The 16,777-nt window shown below is 40.6% G+C and carries 11 protein-coding genes; 6 read left to right on the forward strand and 5 right to left on the reverse strand.

What is annotated here, in order from left to right; all coding sequences use genetic code 11:
• Positions 1-118: 118 nt before the first annotated feature.
• From aspT to BUC12_RS05295, 6 genes are all read left to right on the forward strand, one after another.
• Positions 119-1,819, forward strand: coding sequence for an aspartate-alanine antiporter (gene aspT, locus BUC12_RS05270; RefSeq protein ID WP_062175942.1), 1,701 nt, complete (start codon positions 119-121; stop codon positions 1,817-1,819).
• A 46-nt stretch (positions 1,820-1,865) separates the two neighbouring features.
• Positions 1,866-3,506, forward strand: coding sequence for an aspartate 4-decarboxylase (gene aspD, locus BUC12_RS05275; protein ID WP_062175940.1), 1,641 nt, complete (start codon positions 1,866-1,868; stop codon positions 3,504-3,506).
• A 71-nt stretch (positions 3,507-3,577) separates the two neighbouring features.
• Positions 3,578-4,666 carry a porin gene (locus BUC12_RS05280; protein ID WP_139262008.1) on the forward strand — a complete coding sequence of 363 codons (1,089 nt, stop codon included), beginning with the start codon at positions 3,578-3,580 and terminating at the stop codon, positions 4,664-4,666.
• A 380-nt stretch (positions 4,667-5,046) separates the two neighbouring features.
• Positions 5,047-5,829: a class I SAM-dependent methyltransferase gene (locus tag BUC12_RS05285; RefSeq protein ID WP_062175931.1), complete on the forward strand. Its 783-nt coding sequence runs from the start codon at positions 5,047-5,049 to the stop codon at positions 5,827-5,829.
• A complete protein-coding gene (gene rsgA, locus BUC12_RS05290; RefSeq protein WP_062175928.1) occupies positions 5,826-6,881 on the forward strand; it encodes a ribosome small subunit-dependent GTPase A in 1,056 nt (351 codons plus the stop codon). The genes BUC12_RS05285 and rsgA overlap by 4 nt, the downstream gene beginning before the upstream one ends.
• 164 nt (positions 6,882-7,045) lie before the next feature.
• Positions 7,046-7,372, forward strand: a complete 327-nt coding sequence (locus BUC12_RS05295; RefSeq protein WP_062175926.1) for a cupin domain-containing protein — start codon at positions 7,046-7,048, stop codon at positions 7,370-7,372.
• A 97-nt stretch (positions 7,373-7,469) separates the two neighbouring features.
• Here BUC12_RS05295 and BUC12_RS05300 read toward each other — a convergent pair whose 3' ends face one another.
• The 5 genes from BUC12_RS05300 to BUC12_RS05320 are packed head-to-tail and all read right to left on the reverse strand — an operon-like array spanning position 7,470 to position 16,768.
• Positions 7,470-10,559: a beta-galactosidase, LacZ type gene (locus BUC12_RS05300; RefSeq protein ID WP_062175924.1), complete on the reverse strand. Its 3,090-nt coding sequence runs from the start codon at positions 10,557-10,559 to the stop codon at positions 7,470-7,472.
• Positions 10,560-10,603: 44 nt separating this feature from the next.
• Positions 10,604-12,580 (reverse strand): alpha-L-arabinofuranosidase C-terminal domain-containing protein, encoded by a 1,977-nt coding sequence (locus BUC12_RS05305; protein ID WP_062175922.1) that lies wholly within the window; start codon positions 12,578-12,580, stop codon positions 10,604-10,606.
• 45 nt (positions 12,581-12,625) lie between these two features.
• Positions 12,626-13,873, reverse strand: a complete 1,248-nt coding sequence (locus BUC12_RS05310) for a histidine-type phosphatase (RefSeq protein WP_062175920.1) — start codon at positions 13,871-13,873, stop codon at positions 12,626-12,628.
• 10 nt (positions 13,874-13,883) lie between these two features.
• Positions 13,884-15,293 carry a glycoside hydrolase family 28 protein gene (locus BUC12_RS05315; protein ID WP_062175918.1) on the reverse strand — a complete coding sequence of 470 codons (1,410 nt, stop codon included), beginning with the start codon at positions 15,291-15,293 and terminating at the stop codon, positions 13,884-13,886.
• A 20-nt stretch (positions 15,294-15,313) separates the two neighbouring features.
• Positions 15,314-16,768, reverse strand: a complete 1,455-nt coding sequence (locus BUC12_RS05320; protein ID WP_062175916.1) for a glycoside hydrolase family 28 protein — start codon at positions 16,766-16,768, stop codon at positions 15,314-15,316.
• Positions 16,769-16,777 lie beyond the last annotated feature (9 nt).

A 16,777-nucleotide genomic window follows, 5' to 3' on the forward strand; every position in this document is an offset into this window, starting at 1 on the left:
TATTATATCAACTCAAAAAAACATCCCTATACTGATAAATAAAAAACAAAATGACTATCCGCTTGTTTTACCCATATAGGAAGACCCTTAAATTAGGTTAGGATTAAATAAAAAACGTATGGACTGGATTATAAAAACATTACAAAACACCCCTGAGCTCGCCATATTTTTAACTCTGGCTCTAGGTTTCGCCGTAGGAAAAGTTAAAATAAAAGGTTTTAGTTTAGGTTCTGTTACCGGTGTACTACTAATGGGAGTTCTGATTGGACAATTAGGAATAACCATTTCACCAACAGTAAAATCAACTTTTTTCTTAATATTCTTATTCGCCGTAGGATATAGTGTCGGACCACAATTTATACATAGTCTGAAAAAAGAAGGACTACCACAAATAGGGTTTGCCGTTATAATTTGCCTTTGCTGCTTAGTGGTAGCGTGGATATGTGCTCTGGTAGCAGGTTTCGATCTGGGTAATACGGCCGGTCTGCTAGCCGGTGCTAATACAATCTCAGCCGTTATCGGTGTAGCTACTGACACTATCAATCAATTATCAATCAGTACGGAGCAGAAAACATCCATTATCAACCAGATTCCGGTAGCTTATGCAGTCACATATATTTTCGGAACTGCAGGAACTGCTTGGTTCTTAGCATCAGTTGGGCCAAAACTTCTTGGTAAAGATTTCGACAAAAAGGTAAGAGAATACGAGCAGTCTCTAGGTGGAGATATAGGCGACAATGATGCTTCGATGGAAGATGCATATGACGGCACTACCTTCAGAGTAATAGAAGCTAGCAGTGACCACTTTAACCAACCAAGAACTGCGCAGGAAGTAGAGACCTTATTAGTTAACAGAGGCTGGCCTGTATACATCGAACGCATCAGACCTCTAAATGGAGAAATAATACAAGAACCTACAGCCGAAACTGTTATAAATAAAGGAGACCGTCTTGTATTGAATGGTCCTATAGACACGCTTATTGCAGATGAAAATGCTATAGGAAAAGAAGTTGCAGATGTTGAGCTTTTAGACTTCAAGGCAGAGGCAATAAGAGTAATAGTAACCAATAAAGACATTACTTCAATTACGCTAAAAAGCCTGAAAACTTATAAGGAACGTCATGGCGTAATAATCAGAAAAATATACAGAGGAAAAGCCGATATACCCAAATTAAACAATGTAAAACTCCAAAGAGGAGATGTTGTCGAGATAGAAGGCCGTAAAGCTGATGTCGACAGATTTGCTAAATACTTAGGCTACCCCGAACGTCCAACCAATATAACCGACCTGCTGTATGTAGGTCTCGGTATATTCTTAGGTGGAATTATCGGTTCTCTCACCATCCGTACCGGAAATATACCTCTGAGCCTGAGCGCCAGTGGAGGAGTTTTGATTATGGGAATCATTTTTGGTTGGGCTCGCTCCCTGCGTCCTACCTTCGGTGCTGTACCCGAACCTGCTATCTGGTTAATGAACAACCTCGGATTAAACATTTTCATTGCAGTAGTCGGTATCAACGCCGGCCCTGATTTTATCACAGGACTAAAAGCCGCCGGTGTAAGTCTTTTTGTCGCAGGTATATTTGTCAGCATTGTACCTATGTTCATCGGCTTGATGTTAGGACGATTTGTATTTAAATTCAATCCGGCCATTACTTTAGGAGCCTGTGCCGGAGCACGTACTACAACAGCTGCCCTTGGAGCTATTCAAGACGGCATTAACAGCAAAGTACCAGCTCTTTCGTATACGACAACCTATGCAATAGGAAATACGCTCCTTATTATCTGGGGGGTAGTCATCGTATTATTAATGAGTTAAGATAAAACTCTTCAGAAATATTTACTCACATCAATAAAGAAATATTATGGATATAGAAAAATTAAAGACATCTCGTAAACGCGAAGATGAACTGGAACAATTAAGTCCTTTCGAATTAAAAGATAGTTTAATCGCACTAGCATCAGACCAACAGAAAAAGCCTGCAAGAGCGATGTTAAATGCAGGACGTGGAAATCCTAACTGGACTGCAACTGTACCTCGTGAAGCTTTCTTCTTGTTAGGACAGTTCGGTATAGAAGAGAGCAAACGTGCAATGAACAAACCTTCGGGACTTTCGGGTATTCCTCAGAAATCAGGTATTGCAAAACGTTTTGAAGATTTTCTGAATAAAAACAAACAACTGCCCGGCGCAGATCTTTTACTTGGATTGTATAAATACGCAATAGATAAACATGAATTTGACCCCGAAGCATGGATTTTTGAAATAACTGAGGGTATAATCGGAGACCAATATCCAAGCCCGGTAAGAATGCTTAAGCAAACCGAAGTTATTGTACACGACTATATCGTACAGGAGATGTGTGGCAATGCTCCTACACACAAAGGCAAATACGATCTGTTTGCAGTAGAAGGAGGAACAGCCGCTATGTGTTATTTGTTCGATTCACTTGTCGAAAACGGCTTATTGAAAAAAGGGGACAAAATAGCCCTCGGAGTACCCGTTTTCACTCCATATCTTGAAATTCCCGAACTGGCCAGATATGATCTCAAAGTAACGTATATACATGGATCGGCAAAAGACAAGAATGGAAACTCTACTTTTCAATATCCTGATGAAGAACTGGATAAATTAGGAGACAAAGCAATAAAGGCATTTTTTATTGTGAATCCAAGTAATCCGACATCAGTCGAAATCTCCGATCACAGCCGCAAATATCTTGTTAAAGTCGTTAAAAATCTGAATCCGAATCTTATGATTCTTACAGATGACGTATATGGTACATTTGTTCCGGGATTCGTTTCTTTAATGAACGAACTTCCACAAAATACGCTTTGTGTATACTCTTTCTCTAAATATTTCGGAGCAACCGGATGGCGTTTAGGTGTTATTGCTCTTCACGAAAATAATATCTACGATGATATGCTGTCTGCCATCCCCGAAAAAGAAAAGAATAAATTAGCTAAATTATACGAAAGCCTGACACTACATCCCGAGAAACTAAAGTTCATAGACAGGCTTGTTGCCGACAGTCGCCAAGTAGCATTGAACCATACTGCCGGACTATCTACCCCGCAACAAATACAAATGTTATTATTTGCTGCATTTGCCATACTTGATAAAGAGAATAAGTATAAACAGGATTGCATAGACCTGCTCCAACATCGATACAAATTACTATGGGATGGAATGGAATTTCCTATCCTTCAAGACCCCGAACGGGCTGCATATTATTGTGAGATAGATATCCATGAGTGGGCTATGAAGAATTACGGTAAGGACTTTGTTACTTTCCTCGAAAAGAATTTCGAACCCGTAGATATTGTATTCCGTCTGGCCGAAAAATCGTCTGTTGTACTGCTCAACGGAGGAGGGTTTGCCGGTCCCGAATGGTCGGTACGTGTTTCCCTTGCGAATCTGGAAGATGCAGACTACAGCATTATAGGCAAACAACTTGCCGAAACCATGTACGAATATGTAGAAGCTTGGAAAAGTATCCAAAAGTGAAACATATATCTAAAAAAGAAGTGTAGGTTAGTTATCTAACCCACACTTTTTTGTATCAAAATATAGATGATATGAAGAAAATATATATAATTATCTGTTCTGTTCTCATCAGCATAGGAGTACAAGCCCAGCATAAGGAAAGTGAAAATATACTGAACAAACTTTTGTGGAATGACGAGATGCTGAATATAATGGTAGATACCAGAATAGATTTACAGGCACAGTTCAATAATGGCGATTTAGATAATGCCAGTTTCCGTACACAAACTTTCAGGCTATGGCTGGTAGGCGAAATTATACCCGGTATTCGTTACAGATTCCGCCACAGATTTAATAAACCGCAAACCCCTCTCCTTCGCGACAATTATTCCAGTGCAACCGATCAGGCATGGATTGCATTCGATATAGGTAAAGACTGGACTATTACAGCGGGGAAACAATCTATGCAGTTAGGAACATTCGAATATGACTATAATGGTGCAGATATATATCAATCGACCATGGTTAATGGAGATATAGATATGTACAAAACCGGAGTAAATATAGCTTATAAATTTTCCAGTCAGGAGATAAACCTTCAAATTGTAAATTCAGATGCTCCGCAGTTTGCCAGCGAAGAATATAAGAACAAAGCATTCGCCGCAAATTTCCTTTGGGTGGGTGATCTATTCGACAAAAAACTGAGGACAAGATGGGGTTACGGCATATTTCAGCACAATAAATCAAAATTCTACAATTGGCTTACACTTGGCACACAACTGAACTTAGGAAACTTCACAACAGAACTTGACTACTTCCGGGGGAATCGTGATATGGATTATGGGTCTATTGTAGATAGTACGGAATTAGGTTCGCGTTACGTACAGGATCAATCCGTTGCACTGAGTCTTAAATATGATTTTGGCAAATGGAAACCCATTATAAAAGGAACATGGAATCAACGTTACGATAAAAAATACGATAGCAACGCCTATGAGAGTATAGGGATACAAGCCGCTCTCGAATTTTATCCGTTTACGCAAGACAAGGTCAAAGATTTACGCTTTCATATAGCGTATGCATATTCAAATACAAACTTTCAGGGAGAATTCAATTCCATGAGTAATCAAGATACACATACTATACTAGCCGGAACAAGATGGCTCTTTAAGGTAAAATAGTTTTGTTTTGTAATAAAATATCCAACGGCTCATCTTTCGAACCAAAGCCAAAGATATACCAAGAAAATAATTAATCGGGGTGATATTGGGGATTTTACTTTGTTTTTTGAACAGGTTGAATCTTACTATTAGAGAGAGAAAATATCACAAATTTTCTCTCTAATTATTTTTTTAGTACCTTTGCACTATGACACTTAATTTATTTAAATCGGATTTGGTTTAATAAACAATCTGTATTTCCTGTACAGATTGTCCTTTCGTTTGCTCTCGGATAACTCCTTTTGAGAGTAATTTCCTATTATTAAATTTTAGTTTTTAATCTGCGTACAATGTCAAAAGTATTATTATGCTTTTCAGTGTATGCTATATACATTACAACAATGAGTAACGAAAGTATCACAACTATTCACGAGTTCGATTTTAATTTAATCTGTGAATTCTTTTTAAATACAGAACGCCAGGGGCCCGGTAGTCCCGAAGCAACCCTGAAAGCATTGAGTTTTATAGATAACCTGACCGATAAATCCCTTATCGCCGACATCGGTTGCGGAACAGGCGGCCAGACAATGGTATTGGCTCAGCAGGCACCGGGACAGATTACAGGTTTTGATATTTTTCCGTCATTTATCGACCGATTCAACAGTAATGCCAAAGAGCTGAATCTTCAGGATAGAGTGAAGGGTATTGTCCGTTCAATGGACGATCTCCCTTTTCAGAATGAGGGGTTAGACCTAATCTGGTGTGAAGGAGCCATTTATAATATCGGTTTTGAACGGGGATTGAACGAGTGGCGAAAGTTCCTGAAACCGGGAGGATATATTGCCGTAACTGAAAGCTCGTGGTTTACTAAGAAACGTCCTGCGGAAATTGAGCACTACTGTATGCCGCATTTTCCCGAAATGAATACGATTTCCAACAAAATAGCCCAGATAGAGAAAGCAGGGTATATGCCTGTTGCTACCTTTATTCTGCCCGAAACATGCTGGACAGATCATTATTTTACTCCAATGATCAAGGCACAGGAAATGTTTCTCGATAAATATGCAGGAAATAGAATGGCGGAAGAATTCGTAGAACTCCAGCGTTACGATGCGGAAATATACCACAAGTATAAAGAATTCTATGGTTATGTATTTTATATCGCAAAAAAAGTAGAACAATGAATTATTTAAATACTTATGGTTGGGATGAAAAATTAGACCAACTAAAACAAAAATCAATTCATGAGAATTTGCCTCATGGACGGGTAGCCGTTGTACATCGGACATGCTATGAAATTATTTCCGAAATAGGATTGTTTCAATGTGAACTAACCGGGAATATGATGTACAGCAAATCAGGCTTTGAATTACCTTGCGTAGGCGATTGGGTTATTTTTCAACCGTTCGATGAAAGCAAAGGAATCATCATCGATATACTACCCCGTGAACGGACTTTATATCGAAAAAAAAGCGGAACGGTGGCCGATAAGCAGACTATTGCTTCTTATGTCGACAAGGCTTTTATAGTGCAAAGCCTTGATGATAACTTTAATGTTAGGAGGGCAGAACGTTTTATGGCTCAGATATTGGAAGAGAATATCAAACCAATATTAGTTCTCAACAAAGCCGATCTCCCTTTTGACAAACAGCAAGTTGATGGACAAATTAAACACATTATCAGTCAGATACCTGTATTTTTCACAAGTATTCGTCAACCCGAAACAATTCTCCGGCTACGGGAATCCATATCGGAAGGTGAAACGGTGGTATTCGTTGGCTCTTCGGGCGTCGGAAAAAGTTCTCTGGTGAACGCACTTTGCGAAGGCTCGACATTGCTCACATCCGATATAAGCCTATCCACGGGAAAAGGGAGACATACATCTACCCGCCGGGAAATGGTATTGATGGACGGTTCGGGTGTTTTAATCGACACTCCGGGTGTGCGGGAATTTGGTTTGGCTATTGACAATCCTGACTCTCTTGGCGAAATACTTAATATTTCCGACTATGCAAAATCGTGTCGTTTCAAAGATTGCACGCATACAAATGAACCCGGTTGCGCCGTTTTAGAAGCGGTAAACGGTGGCATATTAGATCATAAAGTGTATGAGAGCTATATGAAACTTCAACGGGAGTCATGGCACTTTTCTGCCTCGGAACACGAAAAACGAAAAAAGGAAAAATCCCTTTCTAAGTTGATCGAAGAAGTAAAAATGCGTAAAGCAAATCGCTGACTTTCTTATTAGAATGATACGGATGTTCTATTGACAGAACATCCGTACTTTTTTGTACCTAAACTCCCGAAGGATCTTAGAAGCCCACAGAAAAATTTCAGTTATCCAATTGTCTCATACAACTTATGTATCTTTGTAAATAAATCAAGATAAATAGTCTAAATATGAAAGAAATATATCCCAAAGCAACCGTATTAAATATGGCTGCTTCAATAGAGTACTCCGAAGGTGGAGTAGTCAGCAAACAGATACTTAAGAATCAAGTTGGAAACATTACACTGTTTTCTTTCGACAAAGGACAAGGACTGAGTGAACACACAGCACCTTTCGATGCTTTTGTACAAATACTCGACGGTGAAGTTGAAATAAAGATAGATGGTAAGCCTTTTATTGTCAAGGCAAACGAATCTATTATTATGCCGGCAAATATTACCCATGCTTTGTATGCTGTAGAAAAATTCAAGATGTTATTAACTATGATCAGAGGCTAACTATCTTATATAGATAACAAATGGCGAGTTATATTATAACCCACCATTTGTTATTTACAAAATACTTTTATCCATTCCGATTGTCTGTAAATACAGCTTATTTGAGTGGATACATAACAAATGTAAATTCATAGTCCTGATACGGAAGCCTGTACTGTTCGAGCGGCATTGCCCCCCAGCTGTTTACACAGCCCAACCCCATTTGTACACTATCAATACAGAGATTTGTATAATCTACCGGTTTCACTTCAGGCCAGTGCATTTGTTTTTTACTTGTGCCGTCATCCAAAGACTCTATACTGTAGTTTAATGCAGAAGCAGAGAAAGGTGCATCAGCGACAAACTCTAAACCAAAGCCTCCGGTATTTAGCTGCCTCCACCAACGAATATCGCTCTTTGTTCCGGTTTCCTGTGGACGGACATAAGGATAGTATTGTTCGGCTACAGTCTGGTGGTAACGCCCTAAGTCGGTTGCACTCTTCCGATCCTGATAATTCTCTATAGGCCCACGTCCATAATAGTCGATCTTATCAAACTCTTTTGGCATTTGCATTTGCATACCGAAACGGAACATACCCGGAACATCAGTACCTTTACCAGCAATCATCTTTTGTACAACCTTCACAGCTCCTTTGTTATTGATTGTGTAAGTCAGGAGGAGTTGAGCAGATACAATCGGCATATCATAACGTGCAGATATTGTTACCACATCATCTGTTATTGTATGCTTCAACTCTGTCAGCTTCATCTCGGGATTCAGCCATACACGGTATTTATTTTGCAGATCGGCTCCAAAATCGTTATCGGTAGGGGCACGCCAGAAATTAGGTCTTAACCTGCTACCTGTATAAAGGTATTCGCGACCTTCCACCATGTATCTAGACATAAAACCGTCTTTCTTATCGAAATCAATCATAAACTCCTCTCCTTCTATAATTAAGAAGTTTCGATCATTCTCTTTCACCACAGGAGATACTGTAGCTATATTAACCTGTTTTGCACTATTCACGTCCAATTTTTTAAACAAATAGGGTCTAATTACTAATTGATCTTTTGCAACTGTATGTCCAATAGGAAGGGGCATTTCTGCACTCTTCAATTTATAAGACACATTTAGTAACAGTTCTTTGTTCTTACAAATGTTATCCATTTTATAGTCCAGCCTCATTACATTTGTCTGTTGGGGAGCTACATCCAAATCGTTTACAATACCTTGTTGTACAACTTCACCATCGGCAAGCAAATACCATTCAAGGTAATATCCCGACAAATCCCGAAAGAAGTTTTCGTTATAAATTTTAATTTCTCCTTTTTCCAGATTGGAGGACGTTGTCCATATCGACTGATAGATGCGTTCTACCTCGTACATATGCGGATTTGGAACACGATCGGGACTGATAAGCCCATTATTACAGAAATTCAGGTCACTGGCATCATAAGAATTGAAGTCTCCGCCATAAGCGTATATCTCCACGCCATCTTTGTTTTTCCAACGAACCGACTGATCCACAAAATCCCAGATAAAACCTCCCTGATATGACGGATATTTACGGGTCAGATCCCAGTATTCTTTAAATCCTCCCATCGAGTTACCCATTGCATGGGCATATTCGCACTGTATCAGCGGTTTGGTAATATTTCCCTGTAGATATTTTTCACATCCGGCATAATCCAGGTACATAGGACAAAAAACATCCGTAAACTCGTTGGTCTGCGCTTTTTCATACTGCACCGGACGGGTTTTATCCTCATTTTTCACCCATCTATAGCATGCTTCGAAGTTTGGACCGAAACCGGCTTCATTCCCCAGTGACCAAAATATAATGGAAGGATGATTATAACTGCGTTGTACATTACGTTGATTACGCTCGAGATGCGCTTTTGCATAGACCGGATTCTTAGCCAATGTTTTATCTTTATAGCCCATACCATGTGACTCCACATTTGCTTCGGCTACCACATACAAACCATACTCGTCGCAAAGGTCGTACCACTGATTATCATTAGGATAGTGACTGGTACGCACTGCGTTAATATTAAATTTCTTCATTATGCTGATATCCTGTATCATGCGTTCGCGCGAAACGACATAACCTCCATCGGGATCTATTTCGTGCCGGTTAACCCCTTTGAACAATACAGGCTGACCGTTCACCAATATCTGTGCATTTTTCATCTCTATTTTCCTGAATCCTACTTTCACAGGAATTACTTCCAAAACCTTACCTCCACTTTTCAGTGTGGCTGTAAGAGTATACAGATTAGGTGTCTCTGCCGTCCATTTAGCAGGAGCAATTACTTGCATATCGGCTGATAGTGTTCCCGAACCTTTTACTTCTACGGTAGAGACTAGGTTTCCTTTCATATCTTTCAAATCAAGGGTGACTTCTCCACTATTTTTCATCTGAAGGGTTATATTCAAGGTACCATCTTTGTACTGTGTATCAAGATCGGGAGTTACACGAATATCCTGTATATATGTTTTGTTACGAGTATAGAGGTAGCAATCTCGCCCCACACCGGCAAAGCGGAAAAAGTCCTGATCCTCCAGATAAGTTCCATCACACCAACGGAACACCTGGAATGCTATCAGGTTTTTACCGGGTTTGAGATAAGAAGTCAGGTTGAATTCAGCCTCTAATTTGCTATCTTCGCTATATCCTACATATTTGCCGTTCACCCACAAATAAATATTAGAGGTTACCGAACCAAAATGTGCAAATATTTCCCTGCCATTCCAATCAGCCGGAATGGTTATTTCTTTACGGTACGAACCTACATGGTTATTTTCGTTCGGAAATCTGGGCGGATCATTTTTAAACTGGTTTTTCCATGCATATCCCATATTTACGTATATCGGATCGCCATAACCGTTCAGTTCCCATACACCGGGTACTTTCATATTATCCCAGCCCTTATCATTGAAAGCCGTTTGATAGAAATCCGTCGGGCGTTGATCGGCATTGCGTACCCAATTAAATTTCCAGACACCATTTAAGGTCATAAAGTTGGTCGATTGTTCTTTACTCCCTTTTGTGGCGCTTTCTGCCGATTCATAAGCAAAATAATTACTATGCATCGGTGCCCGGTTAACCGCATTGATTTCGGGATCCTGCCATTCGTTCTTTTGTGCCGTTGCTCCCACTGAAAGCATTATCAGACAACAAATCAGTATTTTATTTTTCATAATTCAGTCAATAAGAATATCGTTATCACCACTGCTGTAGCGTATCAGTCCAATTTGAATTTATATACAGTAGAAGTATGGGCGCCTAATTGGGTATTCAGTATATTCCCGTCAATTTTCACATTGCTTTCTTCGGGTACTACTACATTTGGGTTCTCCAATGTATTATCTTCTAATAAATCATTAGTATGCAATGTAATACATTTACCACTACTAAGTTTATTATTCTTCCCGAGCCCTGCAAAATTTAAAGTAACAGGTTGGGGTATCTCGGATGTATTTACCACTTTCACAATGTATGTACCGTCAGCCTCTTCCCATACAGCACTAGCAAACAAACCATTTTGACCTTCTGCTCCGGTTACACTCTTTTTATCCATGGTTAACGTTAAAGTATGGCTACCCTTATTCACAGCAAACATTTGCTGCACATAATAACTCGCTGTGCATACGCTATTGAGATTGTCGAACCAGATCATATCGGGACGCCACTGCCAACCCTCCACATGAGCAAACAAAGGCGCATAGGTAGCCATGTGTACTACATCCGCATTACGTTCCATACCTGTCATAAAAGCAGCCTCGAGAAGTGCGGCATAAAATTGATTCCATTTTTTCTTACGGATATGGCAGGCATATTCTCCGGCAAATACTTTCGGACCTTTACGATCGTAATTATCATAACGTGCCCCCTGACTAAGGAACCAATCTTCGTTACGATAAAAATGCTCATCAACCAGATCCACTTTCAGCCTTTTCATTTCAGGCCAAAGATAATCGAATTCCTCTCCATCAGATTTAGGTCCCGAGCTGCCTATTATCTTAATTTCGGGATAAATTTTCCGTATTGTTTTTACAAAAACTTCCAGACGTTCTACATATTCGGGTCCCCATTGTTCATTACCTATTGCCAGAAATTTCAGGTTAAATGATGCCGGATGTCCCATTTCAGCACGAAGTTTACCCCAGGTTGTAGACACATCTCCATTCGCAAATTCGATCAAATCAAGAGCATCTTGTACATAACAATCCAGTTCATCAACAGGGACATGTGCCAGCATGTCTTTATTCTGATATTGGCAGACCAATCCGCAATGCAATACAGGAAGAGGTTCAGCTCCTATTTCTTCCGACAACAGGAAGTATTCATAAAACCCTAAGCCGTAACTCTGGTAATAATCGGGAAAGAAACGCCGGGGAAAAGTATAATGCCAACGATTTTCATTCAAAGGACGGTTTTCGACCGGTCCCACTGTCTTCTTCCATTCATAACGGGTATCAAGGTCTGTCCCTTCAACAACACATCCTCCGGGAAAACGGAAAACACCTGGTTTGATATCAGCTAAAGCCTGTGCCAGATCTTTACGCAAACCATTCTCATGTCCATTGTATGTATCAACCGGAAAAAGAGAAATATGTTCTAGATCAACTGTTGTAGGCGATGCCAAAAAGATACGGAGTGTTGATTTTGATTCAGTCATTTCGGGAGTAAGAATAACTTCATATTTCTTCCATTCAGAGGAAGTTATTTCCAATTCCTGTGTGACAAAAGCCTGGTGCTCTGCCATAGTATTGGTCTTGATAATCTCTATCAGTATTTTCGACTTCGCCCCTCCCTGAGGTAAGCGTGCCCACACCGAGAAACGGTATTTTTCCCCTTTCTTCATTCCTATGCCAAAGAAGCCATCGTTTTGTAGCCCGGTTCGCTTTTCAGCATGTCCCGGATCAGACAAGCGCACATAGTGGGGATTACGTTCGAAAGGACCGTCATCCTGCAACGTAATTTTACCGAAGGTAGTCCATCCCATCAGATGCTGTGGAAACTCGAACGAACGGTTTTTTATCAATTCGGCATACAATCCGCCATCACCGGCATAGTTTATATCTTCATAAAACAAGCCATACATGGTCGGTTGTATTTTGGCTCCCTTCTTTTGAGTTTGAATAATAAGCTCATTGGTTTGCGCAGTTACCCCTACTGAAAGAGCAAGTGCGGCAAATATAATTTTGAGAGATTTCATAATCTGATTTTTTAATTATTCTTCTTGAATGGTATTCCGGCATATTTAGCTCATACCGTGTTTTACTTGTTCTCCCAGAAAAGCTTTAACCACCTTCCATGAATAGTAAGGATTAGTACTACTTTCGATAGGAAGATTCACCTCATTTTCATTAAGTAAAAATTTCACCAGAATATCATCCTCGTTATTACGAAAGAAGATTATTTGCAGATTGCCGCCCATAGGGGCAACACGGTAATCCTGCCATGCCAAATGAAATTTCTCCATATCCGACTCGCGATTGTTGCACCCCTCCACCTGCATCAGGGCAAGTAAACGGATAAGGTGTGTATCGTGCCCGAAACGGAGATGCGAGGCAGGAGTACCATCTTTTATGGCAGCCTCTGCACTTTCCAATATATTGCTGAGTAAGGGGATTGCGCAATCGGGCATCAGTCCTTCATTGAGAGGGGCATTGGCATTACACACATACATACGGGCATTTACAGTCTTCCAAATCCCCACTAATTCTTCGTATTCAAAAATGTCATAAAGAGAAACATCTATATCTACGTTCTGCATATCGGCAGTGATCCAATACATTCCACGCATAAAGGCGTCCCGACGGGTTATAGCATCCGGATTTACGAATAATGAAGCCAACAAACGTTCGGGTTGAACATTCTTCCGTTCAAATTCGCGGAAGCTACGCCTCCACGGAGCCGGTTTTGTCTCGGACGAGAAAATTTCTCCTTCGGGGGAGGTATAAGCAATATAATCCATATAACGATTGTAAGCCCTCTGATCGGTGCGTAATGTAGGATTCAGCTCTTTCAGCCGTCGCATAAAGTAGCTCATACTTATGGCGCAACGCAGAGATGTAGATGAGCGTGCATCTATATATGCTTCATTTTCGAATACCTGAGGAAAATTGCGATACATCCGCTCTGCTATTTCGCCTTGCTGACGTTCGCCAAGTGGAGTAATGCTGCCACTACGCCCCCGTGCATCTTCCCATACCTTATGCAGCCGTTCGCGAACATCTATACCAAGTGGTGTTAATCCCGAACATTGATAAAGCGAATCGAAAACACTGATAATTTCGGTATAGCGTTTATCATCTGTCATCCAACGGGAGCCGTGACGCCCATAATGACTTATATAGAAAGGGGTATACCCTTCCGGTACAGGAGTATAGACTCCGGCAGGTGTAGGATAGGCATAATAAATGCTACCTGTTTGCTCAAGTGTAGGCTGAGCGCAGGCCGAAAGTCCACACAACAGATACAAAATGAGTATAAAGTATTGTTTCATAAGCTTTGATTTAATTGTTGATCTTCAGATTACGAACATTTATCTGTTTAATACCTTCTGCCGCATGTTCGGGCCGTATATCTCCCCAAGTAACGATGCAATCGTCGAGTCTGATATCTGATGCAGTATCCATATAGAAACCATAGGTCTTGTCATGAATAAAACCTTCTCCGTTACAGGGACGTTTGTCGTATACACCACCCTCATATGCTGTACGTTTATGTAATAGCAGATTTATATCTTTGAAATAGATATTGTTAACCTTTTCGGGGGTGTCTCCTCCTACAAATACACCATTCTCGCTGATACACTTGATATTAGTAAAATAAATATTGCTTACCTCACCACAGCGTCCCTCGGTCGCACCCTTAGGAAAGCGCCATCCGGCATCTTTATGATTACCTATAGCTCGTGGGTAAGACGTTACGTAGATAGGTTCGGCTTTCCCCCACCATACATCGGAGAAAAACTTACAATCAATAATCATATTCGAGAATATTACATTAGTTACAGTGCCTTCATCACGGTTCTGAATACCGATTCCCCGGTTACTATCCTTGATTATGCAGTTGTTGAACAGCACATTGTTTATCTTATCCATATTCTCCGAACCTATTTTAATAGCGCACGAACGGGAAACCATTGTACAGTTTGTTACTACAATGTCTTCGCAAGAACCATATTCTTCAAACTCCCTGCGGTTTTTCAGGCAGATACAATCGTCACCTGATTCGATGTGGCAGTTGGAAATACGCACATTTTTTGAATGATCAATATCGATACCATCACCATTGCGTATTTTCAGATCGTTCAGAATACTGATACCATCAATAGAAACATCATTACAGCCAATAAGGTGAACAGTCCAATAGGCACTATTACGGATGGTAATATCCCTGATTACTGTTTTCTCCACATTAATCAAGGTCAGGACATGCGGACGGGGATCAAAATCGGTTATCGGCTTCAATTCATAAGAGTCTTCCAATTCTTTTCCCATAAACGCAACTCCGTTCCCATCAATAGTGCCCGTACCTGTAATAGAGACCTGTTTGATATCTTTCCCGTAAATCCACATCATACCTTCACCACGGTTTTCGCGGAAAGCGCTCTGTGTATATACCACCTCATCGGGATTAGCGAGCAAACGGGAATTTGGCTCCAAATGAAGTTCGACAAAAGAGGCCAATTCAAAGGGGCTACACATAAACGTGTGTCCTGCCGGAACGACTACTGTTCCTCCACCCGATTGCGAGCATTCGTTAATCGCCGTTTGTATAGCTACGGCATCGTCTGTTTTGCCATCTCCCTTAGCTCCATAATCCATAATATTATAGATAGTCTTCTCTGTTCTGGGACTTGTACAGGCTCCCAGCAAGAAGATGCTGCATAAGGCAATGAAAAATACTTTTACTTTCATCTATATTTTACTTTTTGTTATTACTTTTCTATGATTACATTTTCGCAACCTTCGTATCCGAAGGCATCATAACTACTTCCGGGAGCTTTATCTCCTCTCACCCTGACAAGCGATAAATCATTAACATTCTGGAAGAAATAAGCCCTCTCCCATTCTTTTTCGGGTTTCTCCTTATTCCATTTCACAAAGCAATCGACTAAAGACAGCTCATCTACTCCATAAAACAGGAATCCATTACGGGATCTTTTGTCGACAGCATTCTCCGGCTCCATAAATAGCTGAATATCACGAAGGCGTATATTTTTCATCCGGTTGCTGAACCCTTCCATGCGGATACCACTTTGCCCATGAGCAATAATATTGCTGAGTGTAATATTCTCTATATTTCCCGCAAATGGGATATCTCCACGCTTTTGTATTGTAAACCAGATTGGATCGCCATTTCCCCACCAGAATGTTTCTTTCCGGACAGTATTAATAGTCAGATTCGAAAAAACTACATTACGGACAGTACCTCCGTCACGGACAATTATATTCAAACCTCGATTCGCTTGATTGATAACACAATTGGATACCGTGATATGCTCAAAATCGTCATGCGATTCGGTTCCTATTTTAAGGGCAGCAGATGAAGAAGTCAATATGCAATTACTGATAGTAATATACTGACAAGGTTGTGTTCTTCCATTCTGCCGGGTTGTTTTCAGACACAGAGCATCATCCCCTGTATCAATCCGACAATTGCTGACCATCACATTGCTGCATCCGTCGATGTCCAAACCATCAGCATTGACTCCGTTATGAGGGTCGGACATAATATATATACCGTCAACATACACTCTGTCACACCATTGCAGGTGAACAGACCAAAAAGAGGATTCGATAATCTGTATGCCGCGAATTTGCACATTAGTACATCCGGTAAAATTAATTGCTCCGGGGTACGGAGGTACTTTCCTGAATTTATTCTGATAGTCGACTCCATACTGGCCGGCATTTACAATTTCACGGGCAGTAATAGAATCTGTCACTACTGTCTTCGGTTCCCGGCGGTAGCCGACACGTTCAGCCCGGCAATGTAATATACCTTGTCCCGTAATGGAAATATCACGGGCATCGACTGCACCTATCAGCATTTCGGCTTCGGCATTATCAGCCGCACCAATATTCCTGATAAAATTACTGAAATCTTCGCTCCTCCTGCTGGCATATATGGTAGCTCCGGCATCGAGATGGAGATTGACAAAACTTTTCAGCTGGATTGTACCAATCAGATAGTCCCCGGCCGGAACCCATACTACACCTCCCCCATGAGCCGAACAATCGTCTATAGCCTTCTGGATAGCACTTGTGGATAAGCGTGTAGTATCAGATACAGCACCATAATCCATTATGTTGTAAAAAGCCTGAGAGTATGTGGCAGAACAACACAGGAGAAATAAAAATAATATCGTATTTCTGAGATGTATCATCATGTCTTTCCT

Source organism: Indolivaga macrotermitis (assembly GCF_900128985.1).
GTDB classification, from domain to species: domain Bacteria; phylum Bacteroidota; class Bacteroidia; order Bacteroidales; family Dysgonomonadaceae; genus Dysgonomonas_A; species Dysgonomonas_A macrotermitis.